Genomic DNA, 23,608 nt, shown 5'->3' with positions numbered 1-23,608 from the left:
AATTAAAGCGGGAAGGTATAAAGTTTTTGAATTTTTTCTGCTTTCTGATACCAATCATTATACACAAGTTCTAAAGAATCTACAGTAAAAGTACCAAAATCAAAGTCTTTATATGTTTTAAGTAAATTAATGAAGGCAATTTTATCTTTCAGCGGTTTTTGTATTCTAAAAATTGTAGCATGTGCAGTTTGTATCGTATAGCGTTTATCTAAAGATTGTTCTAGAGTTGTATTTTTAAAATTTGTACGTAAAGAATTTCTAATATTATCTAGTGTTTCGTCATTAAAAAAACCTTGTAACATAACACAAGACGTAGAAGCAGTTATGCCTTTAAAGGAAATGTTGAATTTATTTTTTTGATGTAGACTTTGCTTAATTATAGATTGATACTCTGTAGGGTTTATTTGCGAAAGTGTAAAACCATCATAACAAGAAATGATAGACATAACAGTTATATGAATATCGGAACTAGGATAAAAATATTGGTCGGGTTCAAGGACTTTAAGTTCTGAGATAAACTCTTGAATTTTATTTTTTACAGTAGCACTTGGTCGTATTAAAAGCGTTATTCCAAACCTGTTGTCTAACGGAGAATTTATTAATGTATCTACACTATAGTTATTGTTTTTAAGTTTTTTAATTGTACTGTTATACAATAGGTTATAGTGTTCTTTTAAATTCATTACTGTTTTATTAAATCAAAAAAATATGTAATAGATCACGTAGTAGTCTTGCACTTTTTTTATAACTTCTAAATTCGACAAATAATTGTTAGTTAGGTTTTATTTATAAAAGAATTTAAAGTATAATTAATATTTATACTTTATGTTAATCTGAAATAGGTTGACTATTTTATGCTTTGTTTAAATAGCTTTAAATTTAGTTTTTTTCTATAAATCTTGTTCTGTATTTAAGGTTTTAAATAGACAAGGATAAGTTTTTTCTCATTCCTAGTTTTTTTAAAGTAAAATATTGAGAAGATAGATTCTGAATTTGCCCATTAAAAACAATTGAGGGTTCAATTTTATCAATCTTTCCAATTATTTTAAAATCTGTTTGTTGCATTAAAGCCTCAAAATCTTCTGCTCTATATTCTTTAAATCCATATTTAGTAAAGTCAAGTGTTTGCCCTTCAATAAAAGGTCTGAATGAAACAATTAATATGCCATTTGGTTTTAATACTCTGTACATTTCTTTTAGTGCAATAGATGGATTTTTCCAAAAGTAAATGGTATTAATGGTACATATCTTGTCAAATGTTTCATCCCAAAATGACATTTTTTCAACATCTGCCTTAAATAAATCAATATGATTTGTGTCTAATAAATGCCTGTTAATTTTTTTAGCTTCAGTTATCATAATTTCTGAAATATCAATACCAGTATATGAAATACTATTTCCATAAGCTAAAATGCTTTCAATGAATTTACCATTACCCAATCCAATTTCTAGAACACTTTCGGCATCTTTAATTTGTAATAAATCATAAGTTGTTTTACTTATAAATGCATTCATTGTATTCATTCCTAATGCTACATTTACCCCAAATTTACCTGATGGATTTGCTAGCTGCTTAGCAATTTTTTCAAAATCCATTTTCAGATTTATTCTGGAGTTTCAGAAAAGGTTAAAACAAACCCATTTATATCCAGTATAGCAAATTCATTGGTGCCGTAGAAAGTTTTGTTTATTGGTTTTATTACCGTAACCTTATCAGAGATTTTACTATAATAATCCTGTATGTTTTTTACCCGAATGTAAAAGGTTAACGCACCTCCAACATGCATTGGTTCTATTTCTTTATATTCATTTTTTAGTGATTTTTCTTCTTGGAACATAAGGCCTACATTATCTAACATAACATAACCCCATTCATATTCTCCTTTTTCAGGATTCGTATCAATCAATTTAAAACCTAGTTTATCTATGTAATACCCCAGTGTTGTATTTACATCCTTAACCATTATATTAGGTGTAAGAGACTCTAATTTTGACATTTTTTTGTTTTTAGTTTGTGAATGAAGATTGTATGAGAAACCAATAAAAATAAGTATTAAAAAGTATTTTCTCATTTTGTTTTCAAACAAAAGTAAAAACAACCAAAGCTCTATACTTTGTAAAAAAACGACAGCATTAAATTTCTGATGGATTTAAGCCCGACATTTTGTTAATCTCTTTAGTGAGATGAGAATGATCAAAATACCCCATATCAAATGCAACATGTAGTAAACTTGTATTAGGGTTTGTAGAAATGTATTTCATTGTTTTGTTAAATCGGGTTATGGCATGATATTCCTTCATGGTAACTCCAACTATTGCTTTAAAACGTCTTTCTAACTGCCTTAAACTTATAAGATGTTCTTTTGCAATTTTAGCAAGGTCAATATCTTGAAAATTAGTTTCAATAGACTTACAAACAGAAAGTTCTAACTTGTTTTTGTTTACCTTATTCCATTGAATAATATTTGTTATAAAATCATTGACAAGCATTATTTTTCCAAATTGATTTTTACATTCAATGAGCTTGTCTAAAATAGAATAATTAAAGTGCGGAAAGATATCTGAAGCGCTCAATGTTTCATTCTTTAACTCTGAAACAGGAATGTTTGAAATTGTATTAAATTGACCAGCTTTAAAACGTACTCCTATGGTTTTTGAGTTTTTTTTTGAGGTTACTTTTTTATAAGTGGTCATCATTCCTGAAACTCTAATTTTATTCTTTGAATAATTGTAAGTTTCTTTATCTAGCTCAAAAATAACGTCGATATGACCATCAGGAATTATTCTTGATTCAATTTCTTGATTAAAATTTGTGGCTAGCCAAATTGTATCAACAATAGAATTTAAATTATTATATGGTATGTATTCTTTATATTCCAATTAACAACTAAAATAGGAAAAGCAACTTTAGTCCCCAGTTAAAGCTGCTTTGATTTTTTAAAAATTATTTCCTTATTGGGATCATATTAGAAGTATCTACAGGGAAACTATCATATTTATTGTATAGTTTTAAATATTTTTCGGGGTTAATAGGTACTTCATTTAAGGTTTCGTGTAAGCCTTTAAAAAAACCTTCTCGTTTTTGAGATGGATTAAAAATTAAGGTTAGTTTTACAGTTTTATCCGTGTCATTTTTAAATCCGTGGGGTGTAAATCTTGGAACATAAGCAACAGTTCCTGGTTTGGCTTTGTATTCTTCTTTGCCAACTTGCATGGTTAACTCTCCTTGGTTTACAATAAAAGTTTCGTCCATAAATCTATGGTAATGCAATTTTGCACCAATTGCCATTGGCGGAAGTGTAATTTCATAAACACCTAATTGGTCATTAGACATTTCACTAGTTACTTTAAATGTTATTGCAATGGTACTTAACTCTAATTTTTCTCCTTCATTAGGCTGTATAATAGATGCTTTATTTTCAAGCTTGTCATTAAAGTAATCTGGTTTCATAGATTAAATATTTTGTAAGGTCATTAAAATTTTTTCCTGTTGTATTTTATTATTCTTTTCTAGAAGCTCCGGATAAGCTGTTCCTTCAAGAGAAAAAATAGCTTTAAGCTCTAAATTGATAAAACCGAAAATTGTTTTGAGGTATGGTTCTTGAAAATCTAAAGAAGCCATTGTTGTACCTTTATATGTTTCGCCTTTAGTTGTAATTACATATGCTTTAGTGTTTTTGAGTAAACCTTGATAACTACCATCTTTATTTACTCTAAATGTATGTCCAGATCTAATGATGTGATCTAAGTACGATTTTAAAGTGGATGGGATATTTAAATTATACAAAGGACTACTAATAAGTACATAGTCTGCAGATTTTAGTTCCGAAATAAGTTTGTCAGATAAACTTGTAGCTTGTTTATTAATCTTGTTTTGCTCTTTTAGAGGAATATGGAATGCTTCTACTGTTTCATTCTGCAAGTGAGGTATTTCAGTTTTTGTTAAGTCTTTATAAATCACTTTTCCTGTAGGATGGGCTTTTAGCCAATTTTTTTCAAAATAATTAGCTAAGTGTCTGGAGTGCGAACCTTCTTTTCTTAAGCTGGCATCTATTCGTAATAATTTTTTCATCTATTGCGTATTTATGTTCAATAGTATGACAAAACCAAAAGAGAAAACGTGACAAATTTTAAAAGGAAAGTGATTTTAGTTTATTTGGATCAACAATAGAGTAAATATTTACAATCTTATTTTTTTCTATTTCAAATATCTGACAATTTTTAAGTACCTCATTTTGATAAAATAGAATAGCAGGTTGGTGATTTATGATGGAGTGTTTAATCTCTAAACCAGTTAAAAAGGCTTTGTAAACATATAGCAATAGCTTAGAAGTGTTTGTTATACCGCTTGTTAATTCTCTAACTACTTTAATGTTTTTCCCTCCATCTGCGGCTAGTAGTATGTCTTTAGATAGTAGTTTTTCTAAAGCAGACAAGTTTCCATTTTGCATTGCTTCAATGTATTGCTTCAATTTTTGGGATTCATTTTTGGGAATACTATTGTTTTTTGTTTTGCTATTATTCAGTTTAATTTTTGCTCTACTTAATAATTTTCTTGAATTTTCAATTGTAAAACCAATGGTTTCAGCAATTTCTTTATGAGAATAATCAAAAGCTACTTTTAAAATAAAAACAGCACGTTCTTTTGCTGTTAATTTCTCCAGAAGCGTAAGCATTGAATAAGATAAAACCTCATTGTGATTGATGTTGTCATCTGCATTTTCAGTGGAAAGTGGCTCTGGAAGCCAAATACTATCAGTTCCTATTGCTTTTTTCTTCTTTTTTACATTAATTGATTGATTGATAACAGACTTGATTAAATATCCAATTTCATTCTTAATATGCTCTTTGTCAATTATCAAGTACTTTACAAGAATATCTTGAATAGTATCTTTTGCATCTTCAGAAGAACCAAGAATGTTATATGCGAATGGAAACAATATGTCGTGATAATTTTTCAAAATCTAATTATTATGTTTTGAAGGTATGACAATTTGAAAAGTGAAAACGTGACATTTTGTAATGGCATTTTTCTATTCAATTAGTTCAAAATTTCTTTTTTCTAATTCGCTTCCATTTATTATAACGGATACTTGATGTTTTCCGGTGTGAAATTTCCTAGTAGTGATCCGTTTAAAAGATTGTTTTCTATTAATACTGGTTGTCGATTTTGGAGAATATTCTTTCTCACTTATCTTAAACACTTTTTTCGATAAGGTGCCATTGAGTTTTTGATAGTATAAGCCATATTCTAATCTAATTTTTGATGTTGTATTATTTGTGTTTATTAAATCAAACGAAAAATCTAGATGAGTTCCAATTTTAACCTTAGTTGTATTAATTTTAAAATTAGAAAGTTTAAACTTGTCCACTTTCCCAAAGCCAAACAATGCCATAATTTCTTGATTGCCTTGTTTTAATAAGGTACGACAAGCGTGTTTAACCACCCAATCGGTTTCTTTTGAAATACCTTTCCATTGTTTAGCTATTTTAATAACTACTTCTGGGTTGTCCTTAGCAATATCGTTTAGGTTATTAGCAACACTTCTACGGACATATTCTGACGGGTCTGTTTTTAGTTTTTCCAATATAGGCAAAATAGGAGCAGGGTCTTTCTTTAAAACAGGAAGTGCCATTGCCCAAGGTAAGCGTGGTCTTGAACCTTCTGATGCCAATCGTCTAACATGCAAATTATTATGTGACGCCCATTGAAGCATTTGTACCATGCTTTTTTCTGGGTATTTTATAATAAAAGGGCGTATTGAAAATTCACAACTCGCAAATGCTGTAATCGCTTCTGTGGCATTCATCGCCAGAGTATAGTGTTCTATGCCATATTGCTCTAAATAGTCGGGTAAAAAGATAAACGCTAAACCATCATTTGGGCTAACTTTGGTTTCTCTGCCTTTCCACAAGGTGATAAAACGAAGAATATCTGCAACATCCTTTTCAAAGTTACCTGAAAGTTGCCGATGTAGAGTATTTGTGGTATGGCGCATCCGCTGTTTTAACTCTCGATTTTCCCATTCATCATCAAAAATGTCATTTAAAAATTCTTTGGTATTGAATGAGGGTACTACCTCTTTAAAAATTGAGGTAAAGACTTCAAAAAAAGTGTGATTGTATATGTGTTTAAATAAGTCTGCCATACCTACTAATTTTTTAATTGAAATCGTAAAACCGTTTTTAGTTTTTCAGGTGCTACTTTTCTAAAATCGGATAAATAGATTTCCCTATGTGCTTTCGACAACCTTTCTACGCCTTGTTCTAATGCAAATTGCTCCATTAGTTTAAAACTTTTGGGTTCATCATCGTAATGCCCTATATGCATCATTTGTATGCATTTCCCATCTGTAATGGTTTCAAACTTTAAGTTTTCCAAAAGCGAGTGTGGTTTTTTCTTTTTGGTAAGAGCTAGCATTTCACTAAAAAAATCTTGAGATACGAAATCTGGCTGACGAATCATAAGTTTAAATACCAAATCATCTTTATTTAATGTGCCGTTATATCGTTTTTTTGCTTCTTCATTTAAATCCCAAAGACCTTCTAAGGGATATACAGTATAATCAAAATACCCAATAGATGGTTGTTTCATTTTTTTAGCGTTCATTTTAATTGCATACGAGATTGGGTATAATACCGACACACAATTTGCAAAATGTTGACTATTCGGGTTTCCTGCTCCTGAAATAGTAATGAATTTTTGCGCCGAAACCTCTATTAATTCGGGTTTAGTTTTGGGTAAATACAGTGCTTTTTCGGCTTTTCGCCATTCGTGTTTTGTTGGCATATCTATTGTTCTGTGTCAATTGCTATATCAAAATGTATAAATTCTGAGTTAGCCTCATCGGTCATCTCGAAGAAAGTTTTGCAAACTTCGCTTTTCATTACTACTGCTAATGCACTTTTTGCTTTTTCTAGGCTTGACCAATACAAAATATCCATCCATTGTCCATCTGTAGTAACTGCTAGTTTACGACTTATAAAACCATCTAATTTCTTTAATATTGGGTTAATAGCAATAGCGCTTTTTGTTATCTCTTCTTTGGTAAATTCTGGTTTTGCCTTGAATAGAGCCACTTCTACAACTCCTACTTTTTCCTGTTTTTTAGGGCTTATGTATACAGGAGAGCCTATTAACATTTTTGTTAAATTAGATTCTGGTAGCATGGTGGCAAAAAACTTTAGACATGTTTCACTTTTAAGTTCTATTTCAGTTGCTTTTTCAAAGGATTCAATATCTCTGTAATAAACGGCATCACCCATCAATTTTGGGTTTTCAATTCCAAAAATCATCTTTCGTCCATAATAGCCATCAAAAGTATCTACCATAGGGTCTATAGCTCTGGATAGTTCCAACACTTGTTCTTTAGAATATTCTGGGTTTTGTTCGCCTAATACTAATACAACTGTCCCTATTTTAGGCGCTATTTCTGCTTTAGAATTTACTGTGTTTGCTTCGTTCATTTTTTTTGTTTTATGTTGGTTACAACCAAATATGAATATTACACCTATAACTATTAAAATATTTTTCATCATCATTTTGTTTTCTAGTTTTAAATAATACTTTGATAGTATATTTTGTCAATTAGCCATTCATTCCCTTTTTTAACAAGCAATATATAATCGCTTCCTTTTATGTTTTTTATCCATTCTAACTCAATTTTTACAAGTGCTATTTTATCTTGGATATCAATTATTTGAGATTTTATATGAATATCGGGCATACTATTTTCCTTATTATGAACGGTTACCCATTTTTTGATTTCTTCAATATTAGCATTAGTTAATTCACCCCATTTCTTTGTTTCGTAATCGTATAAGACCCCTGTTTTAGAGGCGTTTTTAGTAAAATTTTTGTCAATTAAAGAGGTGTCCATTAATTTAAAAGCTTCAGGATATGACTTTACCACAGTCATAATTTTGTTTTGTTCCATTGTATAGTTTTTTTAATAAAACAAAAATATAATGAAGGGGTGACAACCCTATGTCAACTTATATTATAAAGATTTTGAAAATATTTGGTTAGATTAAAAACTTCCTGATATTCAGGTATTTGACTAGTTGTATTTGACTCTAAAAATCGGTCTAATCTAAATTCTCGTAATTCTTTTCTCAATCTACAATACGCAATAACCACCCAAGCTTTCTCTGTAAAATATATTCCTAAAGGTTCTATTTTTCTTAGGGTTGTTTCATCTTTATATAGCGAATGATATTTAATTTGTACAACTACATTATTGGTTATTGCTTTTTGAATTACGGATAATGAATTACTTTTAAACGTATCTTTTTTATAAGAAGGAGAGATTCTATTTTCAAGTTTCGTAATCTTATCTTTTTCAAGGTTTCTTAATACTGATTTGATCTTAAATAGTACGGAGTTGAAATCTTTTTTTAACGAAATATCTCCTTGGTTTAAAATGAATTTTTCAGAAATAATTAATGCATTAGCTTCTTCTTCTGTAATCATAACAGGAGGCAAAGAATATCCATCAACAATAAAATAACCAACTCCGTTTTCTGAACCTATTGGAATACCAGCATCTTGTAACGTTTTTATATCTCTGTAAACAGTACGTAAACTAATTTCAAATCTACTAGCAATTTCTTTCGCGGTTACAACCTTTTTAGATTGTAATTGAATTAAAATAGCTGTGATTCGTGTAAGTCTGTTCATTTTAATAAGTACTATTGTATGAGTTATATATTGTAAAAATATTAATTATTAAAAATAGAAGTTTCTAAGACCTCATAGTTTTTCATTGTTAAACTATTTGCGTCTGTTAAACTGGCAAATTTCATGGCATCTGTATCTTGCATAAATGTTTCTTGAACTTGTTCAACTGCCTCTTTGCTTTTCCAAACAAAGATATCCATGTAACCGTCTGCTGTTTTTAAGAATTGTCTACTAATTAGACCTTTACATTTAGAACAATACTCTTTATTAAATGCTTTTGAAGCTATTAAAAGCTCTTTGTGAGTTACATTTTCTGCTGCTTTGTAAGTGGTAATTTCTACTATCATTTTTTAACTATTTATTTTAAATTATTGATTGCAAAATTACTTTTAGAATTTTGCGCACAACAATAAGATAGTTTAAGAAATTACCTTTTTTACAGCTGTTTTTTTCTTATGGTGCTTAAAAATTCAGGGGTAACACCAATATATGAAGCAATCTGGATATTTGAGATACGGTTTGATAAGTCTGGATACTTTTTTAAAAAATATAAGTATCTCTCATGTGCTGTAGAGCTGATATGCTGTAAAACTCTTTCTTGTTGTTCTATAAAGGCTTCTTCAGTAACAATTCTCATGTTTCTATCAAAAAGTGGGGAGTTGTCATATAAATGAAAAAGGTCTTCATTTTTAATTTGTAGAATAGTTGCAGGTGTCATAGCTTGAATATAAAGTTTGCTAGGAATGTTATTATACAAACTATTAAAATCAGTTAACCAGTTATTTTCTGCAGTAAATTTTAAGTTATGTTGGTTTCCTTTTCTGTTCACATGATAAGTCTTTAAAATTCCTTTTGTAACAAAGGTTAAGTGGTTACATTTTTCTCCTTCTGTTAAGATGTTTTCTTTTCTCTTAAGTTTCCTTTTAGTTACGCATTTATCAAGCATTTTTACGGTTAATTCTTCAACAGCCCAATAATTGTCAAAATAATTTAGAAGATGTTGTATTTTAGTAGAACTCAATTTTTAGTAATTTAAAATGTTTTTTATTAGATATAACGTTATACACGCAAAAGGTATAATAAAGTAAAGATTTTAGGTTAAAAAGTAATGAATCTATTTATCAAATTTATCGTTATATCTAGTTTCTATTTCTAATTTACTCCATTTCTCTTTCCACCTCTTATTTTTTATTCTAGCATGGTATATAGTCAAATTAAATTTAGGTGTTGGTCTAACCAAAAGATTAAATAAGTCTTCTAAACCATAAGGAGCTATAAATTCAACTTTATTTTTATTATTAAGCCTTACAGCTATTGCAGTTGCTGTTTCAGGCCAAAAAGAAATAGCATGTTTACAATTAGTATAGGGTTGGTGCCCATTTCTAATATGCATTCTTGCCTGATTTTTAACAGACCAGTTTAGATTAGAATTAAGTTTTTTTAATTTGTTTTCTATTTGCAAGTCATATTTTTTACTCGGGTTTAATTTGTCAAAATGTATTACATCAATATCATTAAGTTCCGTTCTGTATTTCCCATGTTTTTTATCCCAAATTTTGTTTCTAACAAAACCAGCTCCAATCCAACAATCATTTAAGTTTAAATCTCTAACAATTTTCAAAATGTTAGTCATCCAAATATCATTTTCAATGATTTCTATTAGGTTGTTTTCTAACTCTTGGGGCATTTTTTCTATAACTATTTTTAGATTGAGTTTTATGAAAAAGCAATATAAATAAGTTCTGTAAGAATGGCCATGTTTTTCGCAAAATGCATACTTTCTAGTAATTTTGATTGACTATCCTTTTCTTTCCAGAACTTATGAAGACTAAAAGACGCAATTATAAGAAAAATAGAAAGCCCAATTACCCCATAGAATATTAAAAAGTTAAACATTAGGGTAGTGCCACCAAAAATAAGAACAACACTACTTAGTTGAACCATTAAGCGAGGAGAAACGAGCCCTCTTTTTAGAGAGTATTCTTCATAGATATGTGTATTTATTAAATGGTTAATACCATTGAGAATAAAGAAAAGACCTAAAAGAATTAGTAAAATAGTTTTTAACATAGTTACATTTTTTATAGAGGTTTAGTTACACTAATAGGGTTACTTGTAGTGTTTGGTCTTTTTTAATATTTGTTTTTCTTCTAATTTCTGCTTTTACGGGTAAAATGTAGCAGTTTATTTTGGTGTCAAACCAAATGGAAGTATTCCAAGTTATATTTTTTACTATAACAGAAGCTTTCATTCTTCCCCAACCTTCCTCTTGCCATTGAAGGTTTTTTCTAATTTCTTTAGAAAACGCTTTAGGGATAGTTATAAAATGCCAGCCCCCTTCAGAGTTGTGTTTCCATAAGTTTGCAGAGAATTCATATTTTACCTTTCAATGGATTTGAATTTATTATATATTGCTAAAAATAATAAGAATAGAGTAAAACCTTACTACTCCTTTTTAGTATCTATTTTCCATGGCTGGTTTAGTCTGTTTTCTCTACTGTAAAAAGGTATTAATTGGTTCCAATCAAATCTTTTAATTTTGCCTCTATCCAAGGCAGAGAGGGCATAGTAATTTGGTTAAATTCATTTTTTTAATTTAAAATATACGTTCAATTCTTTTTTCTGGAATTAACCATATTAAAGCAACAATAAAATAAATGCCTAAGCTTACTTTAGGAAAGTATAGAGAAATTCCTATTCCTGCAATATATAGAAACAATGAGAAATTACCTTTAGGGTCTTTTTTTAAGGCTTTATGTACAATAGAGTTTTTGTTTTCATTCTTTAGAATGCAATATATTAACAGTTTATATGCTAATGAGGCTAATAATAGTATAATTCCATATAAGGCTACTGGGTTTTTATTAAAATTATTTTCTCCCATCCAACCAGTTACAAACGGAAATAAAGACAACCAAAATAAAAGGTTTAGATTAGCCCACAATATTTTTCCGTTTACGCCATTCGCGGCTTGAAATAAATGATGGTGGTTGTTCCAATAAATTCCTAGATAAAAAAAGCTTAATACATATGATAAAAACAATGGCACTAATGGTTTTAGAGTATCTAAACTTGCTCCTTGAGGAATTTTCATTTCTAAAACCATTATGGTAATTATAATGGCCAATACACCATCACTAAAAGCTTCAAGCCTTCCTGTTTTCATTGTTACTTATTTTGGAAGTTCCATTGGTACTTCCATTAATAAGAATTCTGAATCGCTATTTGCTTTAATAACTACCTCACTGATATCCCAAATACCAAGACCATCTCTAGTTGTTAATTCTTGTCCATTTACTTCAATATCTCCTTTTAGGTTAAAAAGGTATAATCCGTTTCCTTTAGATTTAAACTTGTATTCTGATGAAAATCCACTTTCAAAATTTGCTAAATGAAACCAAGCGTTTTGATGTATCCATACACCTTCATCATTAGAATTAGGAGATAAAATTTGCTGGAAAGTATTTAATCTATCTTTTTTATCAAGAGAAATTTGATCGTACCTAGGAGTAACATTTTCTTTATTTGGAATAACCCAAATTTGTAAAAATTTTACTTGGCTGTCCTTATTTTTATTAAACTCGCTATGTTGTACACCTGTTCCGGCACTCATTACTTGTACATCTCCATAGTGTATTGTAGTTGTATTACCCATACTATCTTTATGCTCTAGATCTCCTTCTAATGGAATAGATATAATTTCCATATTTCTATGCGGGTGTTTACCAAATCCCATTCCTGGAGCCACAGTATCATCATTAAGAACTCTTAGTACACCAAAATTCATACGTTCAGCGTTATGGTAACTTGCAAAACTAAATGTGTGATAGCTCTCTAACCAACCGTGGTTTGCATGTCCTCTAGTTTCTGCTTTGTGTAATACTATGTTTTCCATTTAATTTAATTTTGTTTGTTATAATTTTGTTTGTTTATTGGTGTTGTAAACTGTAATTATTGGTGCCGATTCAAGCATTTTCTCAGATGCTTTCATAAATGCTTTAAAATAATCTTGAGAAACGTGAAAATCTATGGCTTCTTGATCTTTCCATTCTTCAAAAAACATAAAAGTATTTTCCTCTATTTTTATTTCAGAAAAGCGAAAGCTAATATTCCCAACTTCTTTTCTTGATTGAGCAACTGCTTGTTTTCCTAATACAATAAAATCATTATAATAGTTTTCTTTTATTTTCCAGATGCCAGATATTATTTTCATGTTTTTATAAGGTTATATTATGTTGTTGATTTTTTATTTCTGTTTAGTACCTTTTGTAACACCTTTTAAAGTGGTTGAATTTGTAATTTGACCAATGAAAAATTCATCAACCAAATCAAACAGGTTTTTCTGCTTTTTTTTCGTATTAATATCCGTACCAAAAGTCTCTTTTTTAGCTCTTTTACATGATATTGACCTAAATAACCAGTTGCTCCTGCAACTAAAGCCTTCTTTTGCATATTTATTTTTTTACAAATTTATATGCTATCTATATGGTTTCTCTTGACTATCGTCAAGAAAGACTTTTATGGTATACTCGTTTTTTAATTCTACTAAGTGTTTCGGGTGAAACCCCTAAATAAGAAGCTATATATTGTTGTGGTACCTGTTGAAATAACTCCCTTTGAGTGTTTAATAAATCCAAATACCTTTCTTCTGGGGATTTTGTAATAAAACAAGCAATTAGTTTTTGACAAGTAATAAGTTCGTTTTCGGTAGCAATTCTTGCAATAACCTCCATTTTAGGCACTTGTTTTAGTAATTTTTCAATTTTCGATTTGGTAAGTATAAATATTTCTGTTTGACTAATTGCCTGATAATTTTCTGCTGCTGGAATATTATAGGTATAACTTTCCCCAGCGCATATGTATTGTTCAGCACTATAGAAAAAAGCTGTTTTATCTTTACCATCAACATTATAAAAAAGTCTAACACATCCTTTATTTACAAAATAAATTTCATTAGCTATTTTACCTTCAGAGAAAATTATTTCATTTTTATGATATTCTTTTTTAGTTATAGCGTCTTTTAAGTATTCTATTTCTTGTTCGGAAAGTGAGATATAGGTGTTGATTGTGTTTATTATTCTATCCATTTTTTGTTTAGTCGTTAATGAATTATCCTGATATAGGTTTATAAAATGAAGCTTTTAGGGCTACATTCTTACCCATTAAAAGGAGCGCTGATGTAAGAGTAAAACTCTTACAAATCACTGAATATTATATGTTTTATGCCTTGTTGTATTACTTATTATTTTTATATGAAAGGGAATTTCTGACTTTTATCAAGAATGCTTTTGACGGATTAACGCTTATCAATACTTTGAACTTATCCTCTGTAAATACATGTGATTTTAGCTTTGGATAGAGTTTTTTAAAAATATTTGTATATAGTTTTGTGTGTTTTAAGTACCTAATATAGCAAATACAAGCCGAATAGACTTTCAAAACGCGAGTTCCTAAGCCTCAGGATTCCTAAGTAGGTTCTAAATTGCGATGAATTATATACGCCGTTACCATTAGTTTTATTCTACCTTCTCAAATGCGTTCACATTTCCTAAAGACATATATTTTATTTTTCCGCTTTCATCTTTCTTAAATCCCATGATTCTTTTACCATCATAACTTTTGAATAGTAAAGCATCTACTTGATAAAATTTTCTGCCAAATCCAGATAATGTGTTATCATCATTTGCGGTAAGTTTATAAGTTGGTTGCTTTTCAATATTTGTACAAGTATAACAAGTAGACATCCATTTATAATTACCAGAAAATATGGAAATGTCATTGTGTAACCTTTTTGGGTTGAGATTACTTATGTTTTTAGTTCCAAAATGTTCTAAAACTAGAGATATAACTTTAGTTCTCAAATTTGTATTCTCGTGATGGTGTACAACAAAAACCCCCAAATTAATTTCTGGAACTAACGTTATGAAAGAACTATAGCCTAACATATCTCCTCCATGATTAAATGCTTTAAGTCCAAATTGATTTTTTTCGTAAAAACCATATGCGAAACCAAAAACTTCTTTGTTGATAGAAAGTTGTTGCGTTTGCATTGACAATGCAGATTCTGATTTTAAAATTCTATTGTCATTAAATTCGCCCAGATTAAGATGCATTTGTAGATACTTTCCCATATCTGCGGTTGTACTATTAATTGAAGATGCAGGATAAGTATGATACCATTCCCAAGATTGTGGTACATTAATACCATTTTTATATTCATAACCAATTGATAAACTATTTTCTTGGTTTTGGGGTAATTCTATACTCGTCATTGACATACCAAGCGGTTGCCAAATATTCTTTTTCATATATTCTTCTAGGGTTAGTTCGCTAATGTCTTGAACTAATAATCCAGCAAGTGCAACTCCGAAAGTTGAATATGCTGCGACTGTACCAGGTTTTCTTAGTCTTATTAATTTACCATCAAGAAAATTATCTAAAGGTAATTGTTGTTTTTTTTTATAAACCACTCTACCTCTTAATTCATCAAATCCCGCACTATGAGTTAAAAGGTTAGAAGCTGTTACTGGTTCATCATAAGTTGTTGGAACTTTTACGGATTTTAAATATATATTGACATCTTTATTTAAGTTAATTAAGTTTTTATCTTTAAGTTGAAGAAGTGCAGTAGCAGTAAAGGTTTTTGTTATTGAACCAATTCTAAAAACTGTAGAATCAGGATTAACAGGTTTTGAATCTTTTCCTAAAGTCGTATATCCATAACCTTTTTTTAGTAATGTTTTTTTATCTTTTATAATGATATATGAAGCACCAGGAATATGTTCGGATTCCATTGTATTTATAATCAAAGAATCGAGTTTGATCTCTAAATCTTCAACATCATATTCTTTTTTTTGTGAGAATGTAATAATTGATATTAGTACAAATATTATTGAAAGATAAATTTTCATTTTTTTTGGTTTTAATATAAGCAAAGATGAAAATTTAAAATTCGTTTCCATTGTAAAATATTGCAAACTAAACTATAAGAACAGCATTTTGGAATTCCAAAGGGTTAACCCCAATGAATCGCTTAAAATTTTTGTAAAAATGCGAATTATCGTAAAATCCACAGTCGATAGCAACATCAAATATTGAGTTGCCGTTTTTCAGCATCTCTTTACTTTTTTCTATTTTTTTTAAGAGAATAAAATTATTGGGTGTTAATCCTGTTTCTTGTTTAAATAGTCGTATAAACTTGTATTTGCTCATTCCAAATTGCGAAGCTGTTTTACTTAAAGAGAAAGTATTAATAGGTGTATTACTGACAAAACTTTGAAAATGATGTTTTGTTACGTTATTAATTTCTTTGTGGGATGAATATTCTGAAATTAAAGAGGTTAATACTGATTTTAACCTTTTTTCAAACTGAATATTACTTTTTTTGAAGTTGAGTGATAAAAAATAGAGTTCGCCAAATATTTTTTGGTTATAGATTATGTTGTCTTTAAAAAAAAGCACTTGCCCATTGTTTATTTTTTTAATTACATCTAGCGAAACATAGAAAGTGAAAAATGAATTTCCAATATAATTATCGCAAGGTGTAGCGTGGATTTCATTGGCATTAGTAATGCAAATTGTTCCAACAGGCGCTTTTAAAAATCTATCAATAAGTTTGGTATTAAAAGTATTTTTTAAAATTAATGAAATGTTTAATGTTTCGTGAGCGTGAAAAGGAAAGTCAAGTGTACAAGAATTCGCATTTAGTAACTCTATTCCGTCCAGAATAGGAAGACGATAGTATTTATTTATGTTTGTTTTTTTATTCAACCTATTTCAAGACGGGTTAGCTTGCTCACAACAGTTGGTTTATAGTTTGTTGTGTTGGTAGTAAAATTAACAAAAAGGGACGAACCTGAGAAAAAATTGTAGAATTTCCGATTTAGTACAAACGCCCTATGTTTTTTATACCTTGTTGGCAATAGTTTTATCCAAAGAATACAATTCAATCATTTGCTTTTTCATATAAGATTCAGGTGTTTTTTTGAGAATAAAATTCCTTATTTTTTCTATAAATTTATTTGTTATTGCAATTTTTGATGTAAGTCTAGATTGTTTAACTAATTTTTCAATTTTAGGCTTTCTATAATTATAGAATTTATAATATGCCGTTTCTAAGTTATCATATTGGGGTATGAAATTAGATAAATAATATGCATCTTCTATTGCCTGAGCTCCACCTTGTCCTAAATCTGGAGTCATACTATGCGCAGCATCTCCAATTAGACAAATGTTTATGGAGTTCCATTTATTAAGTAATTCTAAATCGGAAAGATCTCCTCTGAAAATTTTATTTTCAGGTGTATTTACAATTAGATTATTTACAAGAGGATGAAATTCTGAAAACATATTAGTTAGCTCTTCTTTTAATCTTTCTTTATCATCAATTAAATTTGGTTCACTCAATTTTACAGCAAACCAGTATACTTTTCCTTCTGAAATTTTTGATACACCAAACTGTAATTTTTTACCCCATAGCGTAAAGCCAACCGATGCTAATTCATTTTCGATATTATAATCTGAAATCCCTCTCCAGCAAGTTTGTCCAGAATACCTAATCTTACTTTTAGGGAATAATTGTTTTCTCACATTAGAATTTATGCCATCAGCACCGATGATAGAATTTGTGTTTACAAAAGATCCATCTGTAAAATTTATTTTTAGCGATTTGTCTTTATTCTTGGAATAAGCTTTAAAAGTTCTATTCAACTCAATTTTTTCTTGTGCTACATATTTATATAAGATTTGTTGTAGTTTCCCTCTATGAATTGCCATTGTTGTGTAACCAAATTTTTCTTGAACAAAACTTTGACTAGAATCAGAAATTGGGTTTAGTCTATGGTCAGCTACTAAAATCCGGTTGAAAATATTTCCAGCATCTTGAATTTCCTTTAACATTTTAGGATTAATCCATTCTAAAACCTGAAGTGCATTTGGTGATAACCATATTCCGGCCCCCACTTCTTTTAAAGATTCTGCTCTCTCATATAATCTATAAGGTATATTTAGTTTATCAAAAGATAGTGCTGTAACTAGCCCTCCAATTCCCCCTCCAATTATTGAAATATTATTTGTCATATTTTTATGATTATTAGCGATTAGATTATCCTTATTTATTGCTGCGTTTCCGTATTGAAATTTACTAATATTATGTTAAATGTCGTGTTTTATTGTAAATGTAGTTGTCAATCCAACACTAAAATTTCTCGGTAATTTTTCAACCCCGAAAATAGCTCTCGAATGTTTACCTTTTTCTTCTAATACTTTCACAAATAAATCCGAAGCTCCGTTTACAATAATAGGAGAGTCGTCCCAATTTTCTTCTGATTGAAAATAAGCATCAATATGATTTAGTCCTACAATTTTATCAAATCCAATTTTATTTTCCACTTGGGATAAAACATTCAATGCACATAATTCCATAGCTTTATAGCCTTGTTCTGTTAAGATTTCATTTCCTAATCTTCCTTGATAAAGGAACTCTTCATTTAATATTGGAAATTGGATTGCTATATATGCAATATTTTCTCGAATATTGACTGAAACATAATTTCCTCCTGGCATTGATACTTTTGGAAGCTTAAGGTTTAGATTTTTAAGATTTTCTTTGGGAGTCATATTTTCAAATTCTGTTTTGTCTACTGTCTGTTCATTTATTTACTTTCTCTAAATGCGTTTTTAACCATTCTTTTGAGAACTTGTTTATGAAATGGTTTTATTATTTTCATATATATTTTTCCCTTAAGATTATTGTATTCGACTAAAGTAATTACTTTAATGTTGTTTGAATTAGATTTATCATTATTAATCACCGCTCGAAAGTTTAAATGCGAGTCATCTATTCCCAGAATAACTTCGCTATCTGATATTGAGAATATCTTAAAGAATTTAATATATCCTCCTACTTTGTATTGCTCATTGTAATCATTTGGAATTTCCATTTTTAAACCAAACAAGCCTACAATTTTATTCCGTAGAGCAAATAATGAATTAATCCATTTTGGAGTTATGTTAAAAACAAGCTTTGTAATTTCTTCAATATTGTTTATGTGATTAGTTGTGGAAAAAGTGTCCGAAAAATCAATTTTTGGAAGTATTGTTTTTTGATTATCATTTAACTCCGTTTTTTCTTCTTTTACTTTTTTCTTCATTTAGGACTCTTTTTGTTTATTTCTCCGAATTAACATATAGATTGCTTGAGGTAACATTAAAAACGTCATTCCAGAAAGAGGTATCATGTAAACACCAATGAGTACCACAAATAAATAGGTGTATAATAAATGCCGTGGTATATAATTATTTGTTTTTTCAATATGGTTAATTGCCATGCCAAACGGAATGAGTAATAAACCAAAATATACGAACCAAAAAGCCGCAAAATATTCATAGTTCATTTGGCCGTTAAAAAAGGGGAATTCCAAGAGCCCCTCACTAATTCTAAAGAAAAATTTGGAGTAAAATACGTTAAATTGTTTTCCAAAAGCCAATGGAGATATTCCTAATAGAAAATGTGAAATACCAAGAAATATTAGAATTTTACCGTTGTTAATTTTCATAATATAAAAATATTAATTCTACCTGTTTTTTTGTCCAAGTTTTTCTACTTTATTCAACCATTTTGTCCTAAATTTTTCTTTAGATAATCGGATAGGACCAATAGTAGTAATTCGTACTTTTTTTACACCTATATAATGTAATGTACCTTTCTTTATAGCATTATGACTTGGGCTTTTGTAAACCAAACTATAGTACCAAGGCGGTTGATCAAGAGTACAAATTATTCTAGCAGATTTGCCAGTCAAGAATTTGTCTGATAATAATGAATTTTCTCTCTTTTTAAATGCAAACCCTGGGAGCAGAATACGGTCTAAAAAACCTTTCATAATTGCGGGTACAGAACTCCACCAAACAGGGTAAACCCATACTATGTGATTTGCCCAAATTAATTTTTCTTGAGCAGCTATTAAATCAGGTTCTAGTTCCATTCTTTTTCGATATCCGAACTGAAGATTAGGGTTAAAATTCAATTCTCTGATATTTATTTCCTTAACATCTGCACCTGAACTGATTGCTCCTTTTTTATAAGCATCCGATAAAGCATAATTGAAACTCTCTTTATCAGGATGGCCGTTTATGATGAGTGTTTTTTTCATTTTTAACACGATTTATACAATGCCACTACAATATCCGTTTCAATTTTTGCTCAAAACTTGTATTGGTTAGATTATTGACACTAAAGAATTTGAATAAAATAAAAATGATAGGGACAGTCAGGAAAATAACACAAATTAAAAATGTACCTACGCTGCAAAATACATTGAGAATTTGGGTGCCTATATTTCCGATATATGATGAAATAGTATTCTGTTGTTCTGTAAAATATTGCTGGACCGAAATAAAATATTCGTAAAATCGAATAGTGGTTTCATAGGTGAACCATATGCTGTAAAACCATTTTCTTATGGGTTCCCACCATTTCCCCCAAATAGAGTATTGCTGATTAGTATTTTCTTTCATTGTATTTCTTTTTCACAAAGGTCTATCAATAAAAAAGAGTGTCATTTGATATAAATCAAATTCGGTTCTTTATGTTGCGAATTCTACTTAATGTTTCAAGTGTAATTCCTAAATAAGAAGCAATATGAGTTAGTGGTATTCGGTTAGTTATATTTGGATATATGTTTAAAAGATAGTCGTAACGCTGTTCTGCCTTGTTAAACTGGATACTATGTAATCTTTCACATAAACCTAACATAGTTTCGGTAACGACCTTGCTGATGAAATGCTCAAAATCATGATGCTTTTTAGAAAGCATATTTACGGTTGATTCGTTAAATTCATATACTGTAGAATCTTCAATAAACTCAATATAATGTGGACTTGGTGCTTCACTAAAAAAGCTCACAATAGATGCCATAAATTGATTTTCAAAGGTAAACCAATCCGAAATGTCTTTTCCATCTTTTAAGTAGTATGCCCTAGCACAGCCTTTCTCAATTAAATAGGCTTTTTTTGCTAACTGCCCTTCACGAACAACAATTTCTCCTTTTTTAAACACTTTAATTGTAGAATGTTTAAAGAAATCTTGTTGACATTCAGATGATAGAGGTGTATAGAAATTACTTATTGTATCTAGGATGTTTTCGTTCATTTTTTAATTGTTGCCAAAGGTATTGTATATGAAAAGTTGCGTGTAAATAAACGCAACTTTTCGGTTTAATACTGACTATAAATATATGAAAAGCCAATGAATTAAGTACTTGATAGTAATTTTTATATACGTCTTTGTTAGCTGCTGAGCTTTCCGCACTCTTTTTTAATCAACAACAACCTGTTCCTCCGCTTGATTCCGTTCCACAACAACTTACACTTTCCAATGTCTCACTTTCCTCACTTCCACAACATCCGTTATCTGTTGTTTCGCAACAACTGCCTTCGTCCAACTTGTCGGCATAGATAGTTACGCTATAAATTCCAGAATTTGATTCTTTGAATTCTGTTAATTCTTTCGGATTTAGATATTTGGACAACAAGTCGTCTGACAGGTCTATTTTGCGTTCTTTCTTAATTTGGATATTCTTAAATCCTGCCGATTTGATAATTCCTAAATATTCACCCTTTTCACTTGCTCCTGCTACGCAACCTGAATAGAGTTCCGCTGCCTCCAAAATTTCTTTTGGAAGTGAACCAATTGAAACTATGTCGGAAATACTGAAATGTCCGCCAGTTTTCAAAGTCCTGAAAACTTCGTTAAATGCTTTTTGCTTGTTCGGTACAAGGTTCATTACGCAGTTACTTATTATTACATCTGCAACTGAACTCGAAATAGTCTTCATATTTTCGATTTCGCCTAATACGAATTCTACATTTTGATAGCCTAAATTTTGGTTGTTTTGTAAGGCTTTAATAACCATTTCAGGTGTCATATCAATTCCGATTACTTTTCCTGTTTTGCCAACAATTCTACGAGCAACAAATGCATCATTTCCAGCACCTGAACCAAGGTCGATAACCGTATCGCCTTTGTTTATGTTTGCGGTTTCGGTCGGAATTCCGCAACCTAAGGATAAATCCGATTTTTTTTCGTAGCCTTCAATGTAATTATAGCTTTCAGCCATTGAAGTGCTAAATTTGTCTGTGGTGCAACACGCTGTATCTGTTGAACAGCAACCTACTTGAATATCGCCTTTAGCAATGTCTCCATAGGATTTTTTGATTTCTTCTTTAATTGTTTCTGTTTTCATTTTTTTGAAATTTAAATTGTTATGGATTCAGTTATCGAGGAAAGTACTTTTTTATAGTTTTCATCTTCAAGTTCAAAATGCGTTTTGCTTCCAATTCTTTCGATAACATTTGTGGTTTTTACCATTTCTTGATAGGTGTCGTAACAAAGCAATGCGTTTTTCATTGCCATTATGTTAGATTCGTCCAATTGAACGGTAACTGCAATATCTTTTTCTTTTGTCCAAGTTACTCTTGGAATACCGCCTTCAAAGAACATTGGTTTTCCAGTATCGATTACAGTAAAATAAGCCAGTCGTTTCCAAAATTTCAGCGTGTCTTTTTTATCGAAATAAAGCCTTTTAATTATGTGGTGTAAGGCAATATGGTCGTGATGCCCACTACCTCCGTGAACGGGATATGTAATGACTACATTGGGTTGGTAGTGTTGCAACCATTTTAGTATTTCGCCTTCAAGATATAGAGGGTTGACTTTTGCAAGTCCGCCATCTTTATAATCTAAAATGTTCATTTCCGAAATACCTAAACTTTTTTGTACTTTCTGCATTTCTTTTTCTCGTACTGCTCCCATTTCTTGAATGGAAAGACCAAGATTATGTCTTACTTTGGTAGCTCCACCTTTTGTAAGTGTTAAAAGAATAACCTCATTGCCTTCTTTAATTTGTTTGTCAATTGCTCCAGCAGGTCCAAATGATTCATCATCTGGATGCGGAAAGATGTACATAATTTTCATATCGTCTTTTGATTTGTTTATATAAACACGCAAAACAGATAAAAAAGACGCAAAATTAGGAACAACCACAATTTTTATCTTCTGTGTCTCTCAAGTTTCCATAACTGTCGCTTGGAAAATTGCAACAGGCTAATATGAGTTCTTTAAGCTTTTCTTTACCTCTCTGAACTCTCGATTTTGCACCTGAATATGAAATGTCCAGTTGTTCTGCCAATTCTTTTTGGCTGACGTTTTCAAATTCCGTTTTAGTCAATGCTGCTTGATATTTATCTGGTAGTTGCTTGATAAACGGTTTGATGCAGCAATTTGCAATTGTGGTATTTAAAGATTGTGTTTCTCCTTCTGTAAAAGGCAAGAAGTCGTTTTGAATACCCGCGTTTTTTGCTATGTTTCTAAAGTGGTCGTTTGTTACATTTCGGGCAATCGCATAAATGTAATTCTGTAGACTTGTCGCTTTCTCTATTTTGTCCGAGTTGTCGATTATTTTAATAAAAACATCTTGCAAAATGTCATTGGCGATATTTTCGTCCTTTACCTTTTTTTGGATGAAGTTTTTTAATTCTTTGTGGAAGTCGTTCCAAATATTTTCGATTAATTCATTCATTCAATTTGTAAATTTTGTTCCTTTCTTTTCCTAATGACGCAGAAAAGTTTAAAAGGACGCAAAATAGCAGCATTCATAATTAATGGCAACGGCTTTGGCTATGATTAGTGTGGAGGCAAGGAATCTGTAAAGATTCCGTCTTCGCGCTAAGGCAAAGCTTATTGTTTTGCTTTTTCTTTTTTTGTTCCAAAGCTAAATCCATAAGATTTAGCGACAATATAAATATACGCAGACCATTCGATTTAGCCCAAAAGTCCGCATTACGTTTAGGTATTGTGTGTGCCCAGCATGGGCATCTTTAATTTATCGAAAGATAACTAATTCATCTAGAGGGTGCAAGTCCCTTATG

The 23,608-nt window shown here is 30.1% G+C and carries 31 protein-coding genes and 1 pseudogene; all 32 read right to left on the bottom strand.

Features of this window, described 5'->3' with window-relative positions; all coding sequences use genetic code 11:
- Nucleotides 1-2: 2 nt before the first annotated feature.
- A complete protein-coding gene (locus tag Q0820_RS07970; RefSeq protein ID WP_298486784.1) occupies nucleotides 3-683 on the bottom strand; it encodes a mutarotase in 681 nt (226 codons plus the stop codon).
- A gap of 235 nt (nucleotides 684-918) precedes the next feature.
- On the bottom strand, nucleotides 919-1,596 hold the full coding sequence (locus tag Q0820_RS07965) for a class I SAM-dependent methyltransferase (protein WP_298486782.1): 678 nt from the start codon (nucleotides 1,594-1,596) through the stop codon (nucleotides 919-921).
- Nucleotides 1,597-1,604: 8 nt separating this feature from the next.
- Entirely contained in the window at nucleotides 1,605-1,997 is a 393-nt protein-coding gene (locus tag Q0820_RS07960; RefSeq protein WP_298486780.1) for a VOC family protein, read from the bottom strand.
- A 136-nt stretch (nucleotides 1,998-2,133) separates the two neighbouring features.
- The gene (locus tag Q0820_RS07955) at nucleotides 2,134-2,880 is read right to left on the bottom strand and encodes a DUF6597 domain-containing transcriptional factor (protein WP_298486778.1); all 747 of its coding nucleotides are present in this window, start codon (nucleotides 2,878-2,880) and stop codon (nucleotides 2,134-2,136) included.
- 64 nt (nucleotides 2,881-2,944) lie between these two features.
- Nucleotides 2,945-3,451 carry a cupin domain-containing protein gene (locus Q0820_RS07950; RefSeq protein ID WP_298486776.1) on the bottom strand — a complete coding sequence of 169 codons (507 nt, stop codon included), beginning with the start codon at nucleotides 3,449-3,451 and terminating at the stop codon, nucleotides 2,945-2,947.
- Nucleotides 3,452-3,454: 3 nt separating this feature from the next.
- Nucleotides 3,455-4,072 (bottom strand): NAD(P)H-dependent oxidoreductase, encoded by a 618-nt coding sequence (locus Q0820_RS07945; protein WP_298486775.1) that lies wholly within the window; start codon nucleotides 4,070-4,072, stop codon nucleotides 3,455-3,457.
- A gap of 58 nt (nucleotides 4,073-4,130) precedes the next feature.
- Nucleotides 4,131-4,961 carry a sigma-70 family RNA polymerase sigma factor gene (locus Q0820_RS07940; RefSeq protein ID WP_298486773.1) on the bottom strand — a complete coding sequence of 277 codons (831 nt, stop codon included), beginning with the start codon at nucleotides 4,959-4,961 and terminating at the stop codon, nucleotides 4,131-4,133.
- Nucleotides 4,962-5,033: 72 nt separating this feature from the next.
- Nucleotides 5,034-6,149: a DNA alkylation repair protein gene (locus Q0820_RS07935; RefSeq protein ID WP_298486771.1), complete on the bottom strand. Its 1,116-nt coding sequence runs from the start codon at nucleotides 6,147-6,149 to the stop codon at nucleotides 5,034-5,036.
- Between the two features lie 5 nt (nucleotides 6,150-6,154).
- Nucleotides 6,155-6,790, bottom strand: coding sequence for a GyrI-like domain-containing protein (locus Q0820_RS07930; RefSeq protein WP_298486770.1), 636 nt, complete (start codon nucleotides 6,788-6,790; stop codon nucleotides 6,155-6,157).
- A gap of 2 nt (nucleotides 6,791-6,792) precedes the next feature.
- Nucleotides 6,793-7,467 carry a hypothetical protein gene (locus Q0820_RS07925; RefSeq protein ID WP_298486769.1) on the bottom strand — a complete coding sequence of 225 codons (675 nt, stop codon included), beginning with the start codon at nucleotides 7,465-7,467 and terminating at the stop codon, nucleotides 6,793-6,795.
- A gap of 89 nt (nucleotides 7,468-7,556) precedes the next feature.
- The gene (locus tag Q0820_RS07920) at nucleotides 7,557-7,937 is read right to left on the bottom strand and encodes a nuclear transport factor 2 family protein (RefSeq protein WP_298486767.1); all 381 of its coding nucleotides are present in this window, start codon (nucleotides 7,935-7,937) and stop codon (nucleotides 7,557-7,559) included.
- 53 nt (nucleotides 7,938-7,990) lie between these two features.
- A complete protein-coding gene (locus Q0820_RS07915; protein WP_298487281.1) occupies nucleotides 7,991-8,707 on the bottom strand; it encodes a YafY family protein in 717 nt (238 codons plus the stop codon).
- Nucleotides 8,708-8,721: 14 nt separating this feature from the next.
- The gene (locus tag Q0820_RS07910; protein WP_298486765.1) at nucleotides 8,722-9,027 is read right to left on the bottom strand and encodes a hypothetical protein; all 306 of its coding nucleotides are present in this window, start codon (nucleotides 9,025-9,027) and stop codon (nucleotides 8,722-8,724) included.
- Nucleotides 9,028-9,116: 89 nt separating this feature from the next.
- Nucleotides 9,117-9,701, bottom strand: a complete 585-nt coding sequence (locus tag Q0820_RS07905; protein WP_298486763.1) for a Crp/Fnr family transcriptional regulator — start codon at nucleotides 9,699-9,701, stop codon at nucleotides 9,117-9,119.
- Between the two features lie 93 nt (nucleotides 9,702-9,794).
- Complete coding sequence (locus Q0820_RS07900) at nucleotides 9,795-10,367, bottom strand: nucleotidyltransferase family protein (RefSeq protein WP_298486762.1); 573 nt, start codon at nucleotides 10,365-10,367, stop codon at nucleotides 9,795-9,797.
- Between the two features lie 29 nt (nucleotides 10,368-10,396).
- On the bottom strand, nucleotides 10,397-10,750 hold the full coding sequence (locus Q0820_RS07895; RefSeq protein WP_298486760.1) for a DoxX family membrane protein: 354 nt from the start codon (nucleotides 10,748-10,750) through the stop codon (nucleotides 10,397-10,399).
- A 25-nt stretch (nucleotides 10,751-10,775) separates the two neighbouring features.
- Nucleotides 10,776-11,039: pseudogene (locus Q0820_RS07890) on the bottom strand (DUF1905 domain-containing protein); the annotation flags it as partial.
- A 237-nt stretch (nucleotides 11,040-11,276) separates the two neighbouring features.
- Nucleotides 11,277-11,846 carry a TMEM175 family protein gene (locus Q0820_RS07885; protein ID WP_298486758.1) on the bottom strand — a complete coding sequence of 190 codons (570 nt, stop codon included), beginning with the start codon at nucleotides 11,844-11,846 and terminating at the stop codon, nucleotides 11,277-11,279.
- 6 nt (nucleotides 11,847-11,852) lie between these two features.
- Nucleotides 11,853-12,575, bottom strand: a complete 723-nt coding sequence (locus Q0820_RS07880; RefSeq protein WP_298486756.1) for a pirin family protein — start codon at nucleotides 12,573-12,575, stop codon at nucleotides 11,853-11,855.
- An 18-nt stretch (nucleotides 12,576-12,593) separates the two neighbouring features.
- Nucleotides 12,594-12,893 carry a putative quinol monooxygenase gene (locus tag Q0820_RS07875; protein ID WP_298486754.1) on the bottom strand — a complete coding sequence of 100 codons (300 nt, stop codon included), beginning with the start codon at nucleotides 12,891-12,893 and terminating at the stop codon, nucleotides 12,594-12,596.
- A gap of 292 nt (nucleotides 12,894-13,185) precedes the next feature.
- Entirely contained in the window at nucleotides 13,186-13,767 is a 582-nt protein-coding gene (locus Q0820_RS07870) for a Crp/Fnr family transcriptional regulator (RefSeq protein WP_298486752.1), read from the bottom strand.
- 429 nt (nucleotides 13,768-14,196) lie between these two features.
- A complete protein-coding gene (locus tag Q0820_RS07865; RefSeq protein ID WP_298486750.1) occupies nucleotides 14,197-15,591 on the bottom strand; it encodes a serine hydrolase in 1,395 nt (464 codons plus the stop codon).
- Between the two features lie 67 nt (nucleotides 15,592-15,658).
- Nucleotides 15,659-16,450 (bottom strand): AraC family transcriptional regulator, encoded by a 792-nt coding sequence (locus Q0820_RS07860; protein WP_298486748.1) that lies wholly within the window; start codon nucleotides 16,448-16,450, stop codon nucleotides 15,659-15,661.
- Between the two features lie 135 nt (nucleotides 16,451-16,585).
- Nucleotides 16,586-17,758, bottom strand: coding sequence for an FAD-dependent monooxygenase (locus Q0820_RS07855; RefSeq protein ID WP_298486746.1), 1,173 nt, complete (start codon nucleotides 17,756-17,758; stop codon nucleotides 16,586-16,588).
- Nucleotides 17,759-17,833: 75 nt separating this feature from the next.
- Entirely contained in the window at nucleotides 17,834-18,298 is a 465-nt protein-coding gene (locus tag Q0820_RS07850; RefSeq protein ID WP_298486744.1) for a RidA family protein, read from the bottom strand.
- Nucleotides 18,299-18,333: 35 nt separating this feature from the next.
- Nucleotides 18,334-18,831 carry a DUF2867 domain-containing protein gene (locus Q0820_RS07845; protein WP_298486742.1) on the bottom strand — a complete coding sequence of 166 codons (498 nt, stop codon included), beginning with the start codon at nucleotides 18,829-18,831 and terminating at the stop codon, nucleotides 18,334-18,336.
- The gene (locus tag Q0820_RS07840) at nucleotides 18,832-19,236 is read right to left on the bottom strand and encodes a DUF6463 family protein (protein ID WP_298486740.1); all 405 of its coding nucleotides are present in this window, start codon (nucleotides 19,234-19,236) and stop codon (nucleotides 18,832-18,834) included.
- A gap of 18 nt (nucleotides 19,237-19,254) precedes the next feature.
- On the bottom strand, nucleotides 19,255-19,833 hold the full coding sequence (locus Q0820_RS07835; protein ID WP_298486738.1) for an NAD(P)H-dependent oxidoreductase: 579 nt from the start codon (nucleotides 19,831-19,833) through the stop codon (nucleotides 19,255-19,257).
- Between the two features lie 419 nt (nucleotides 19,834-20,252).
- On the bottom strand, nucleotides 20,253-20,831 hold the full coding sequence (locus Q0820_RS07830; protein ID WP_298486737.1) for a Crp/Fnr family transcriptional regulator: 579 nt from the start codon (nucleotides 20,829-20,831) through the stop codon (nucleotides 20,253-20,255).
- Nucleotides 20,832-21,000: 169 nt separating this feature from the next.
- Nucleotides 21,001-21,924, bottom strand: a complete 924-nt coding sequence (gene arsM, locus Q0820_RS07825) for an arsenite methyltransferase (RefSeq protein ID WP_298486735.1) — start codon at nucleotides 21,922-21,924, stop codon at nucleotides 21,001-21,003.
- A gap of 11 nt (nucleotides 21,925-21,935) precedes the next feature.
- The gene (locus tag Q0820_RS07820; protein ID WP_298486734.1) at nucleotides 21,936-22,646 is read right to left on the bottom strand and encodes a PIG-L family deacetylase; all 711 of its coding nucleotides are present in this window, start codon (nucleotides 22,644-22,646) and stop codon (nucleotides 21,936-21,938) included.
- 64 nt (nucleotides 22,647-22,710) lie between these two features.
- Entirely contained in the window at nucleotides 22,711-23,259 is a 549-nt protein-coding gene (gene sigZ, locus Q0820_RS07815; RefSeq protein WP_298486733.1) for an RNA polymerase sigma factor SigZ, read from the bottom strand.
- Nucleotides 23,260-23,608 lie beyond the last annotated feature (349 nt).

Origin of the sequence: uncultured Maribacter sp., from assembly GCF_947495965.1 — a bacterium.
GTDB lineage: Bacteria > Bacteroidota > Bacteroidia > Flavobacteriales > Flavobacteriaceae > Maribacter_B.
This window is presented reverse-complemented; position numbering and strand designations above follow the sequence as displayed.

What these genes read in the sequence shown, in the direction of transcription:
- Q0820_RS07970 (WP_298486784.1), bottom strand. Translation starts at nt 683, where the DNA reads ATGAATTTAAAAGAACACTATAACCTATTGTATAACAGTACAATTAAA.
- Q0820_RS07965 (WP_298486782.1), bottom strand. Translation starts at nt 1,596, where the DNA reads ATGGATTTTGAAAAAATTGCTAAGCAGCTAGCAAATCCATCAGGTAAA.
- Q0820_RS07960 (WP_298486780.1), bottom strand. Translation starts at nt 1,997, where the DNA reads ATGTCAAAATTAGAGTCTCTTACACCTAATATAATGGTTAAGGATGTA.
- Q0820_RS07950 (WP_298486776.1), bottom strand. Translation starts at nt 3,451, where the DNA reads ATGAAACCAGATTACTTTAATGACAAGCTTGAAAATAAAGCATCTATT.
- Q0820_RS07945 (WP_298486775.1), bottom strand. Translation starts at nt 4,072, where the DNA reads ATGAAAAAATTATTACGAATAGATGCCAGCTTAAGAAAAGAAGGTTCG.
- Q0820_RS07935 (WP_298486771.1), bottom strand. Translation starts at nt 6,149, where the DNA reads ATGGCAGACTTATTTAAACACATATACAATCACACTTTTTTTGAAGTC.
- Q0820_RS07930 (WP_298486770.1), bottom strand. Translation starts at nt 6,790, where the DNA reads ATGCCAACAAAACACGAATGGCGAAAAGCCGAAAAAGCACTGTATTTA.
- Q0820_RS07925 (WP_298486769.1), bottom strand. Translation starts at nt 7,467, where the DNA reads ATGAACGAAGCAAACACAGTAAATTCTAAAGCAGAAATAGCGCCTAAA.
- Q0820_RS07920 (WP_298486767.1), bottom strand. Translation starts at nt 7,937, where the DNA reads ATGGAACAAAACAAAATTATGACTGTGGTAAAGTCATATCCTGAAGCT.
- Q0820_RS07910 (WP_298486765.1), bottom strand. Translation starts at nt 9,027, where the DNA reads ATGATAGTAGAAATTACCACTTACAAAGCAGCAGAAAATGTAACTCAC.
- Q0820_RS07900 (WP_298486762.1), bottom strand. Translation starts at nt 10,367, where the DNA reads ATGCCCCAAGAGTTAGAAAACAACCTAATAGAAATCATTGAAAATGAT.
- Q0820_RS07895 (WP_298486760.1), bottom strand. Translation starts at nt 10,750, where the DNA reads ATGTTAAAAACTATTTTACTAATTCTTTTAGGTCTTTTCTTTATTCTC.
- Q0820_RS07885 (WP_298486758.1), bottom strand. Translation starts at nt 11,846, where the DNA reads ATGAAAACAGGAAGGCTTGAAGCTTTTAGTGATGGTGTATTGGCCATT.
- Q0820_RS07880 (WP_298486756.1), bottom strand. Translation starts at nt 12,575, where the DNA reads ATGGAAAACATAGTATTACACAAAGCAGAAACTAGAGGACATGCAAAC.
- Q0820_RS07875 (WP_298486754.1), bottom strand. Translation starts at nt 12,893, where the DNA reads ATGAAAATAATATCTGGCATCTGGAAAATAAAAGAAAACTATTATAAT.
- Q0820_RS07870 (WP_298486752.1), bottom strand. Translation starts at nt 13,767, where the DNA reads ATGGATAGAATAATAAACACAATCAACACCTATATCTCACTTTCCGAA.
- Q0820_RS07865 (WP_298486750.1), bottom strand. Translation starts at nt 15,591, where the DNA reads ATGAAAATTTATCTTTCAATAATATTTGTACTAATATCAATTATTACA.
- Q0820_RS07855 (WP_298486746.1), bottom strand. Translation starts at nt 17,758, where the DNA reads ATGACAAATAATATTTCAATAATTGGAGGGGGAATTGGAGGGCTAGTT.
- Q0820_RS07850 (WP_298486744.1), bottom strand. Translation starts at nt 18,298, where the DNA reads ATGACTCCCAAAGAAAATCTTAAAAATCTAAACCTTAAGCTTCCAAAA.
- Q0820_RS07845 (WP_298486742.1), bottom strand. Translation starts at nt 18,831, where the DNA reads ATGAAGAAAAAAGTAAAAGAAGAAAAAACGGAGTTAAATGATAATCAA.
- Q0820_RS07840 (WP_298486740.1), bottom strand. Translation starts at nt 19,236, where the DNA reads ATGAAAATTAACAACGGTAAAATTCTAATATTTCTTGGTATTTCACAT.
- Q0820_RS07835 (WP_298486738.1), bottom strand. Translation starts at nt 19,833, where the DNA reads ATGAAAAAAACACTCATCATAAACGGCCATCCTGATAAAGAGAGTTTC.
- Q0820_RS07830 (WP_298486737.1), bottom strand. Translation starts at nt 20,831, where the DNA reads ATGAACGAAAACATCCTAGATACAATAAGTAATTTCTATACACCTCTA.
- arsM (WP_298486735.1), bottom strand. Translation starts at nt 21,924, where the DNA reads ATGAAAACAGAAACAATTAAAGAAGAAATCAAAAAATCCTATGGAGAC.
- Q0820_RS07820 (WP_298486734.1), bottom strand. Translation starts at nt 22,646, where the DNA reads ATGTACATCTTTCCGCATCCAGATGATGAATCATTTGGACCTGCTGGA.
- sigZ (WP_298486733.1), bottom strand. Translation starts at nt 23,259, where the DNA reads ATGAATGAATTAATCGAAAATATTTGGAACGACTTCCACAAAGAATTA.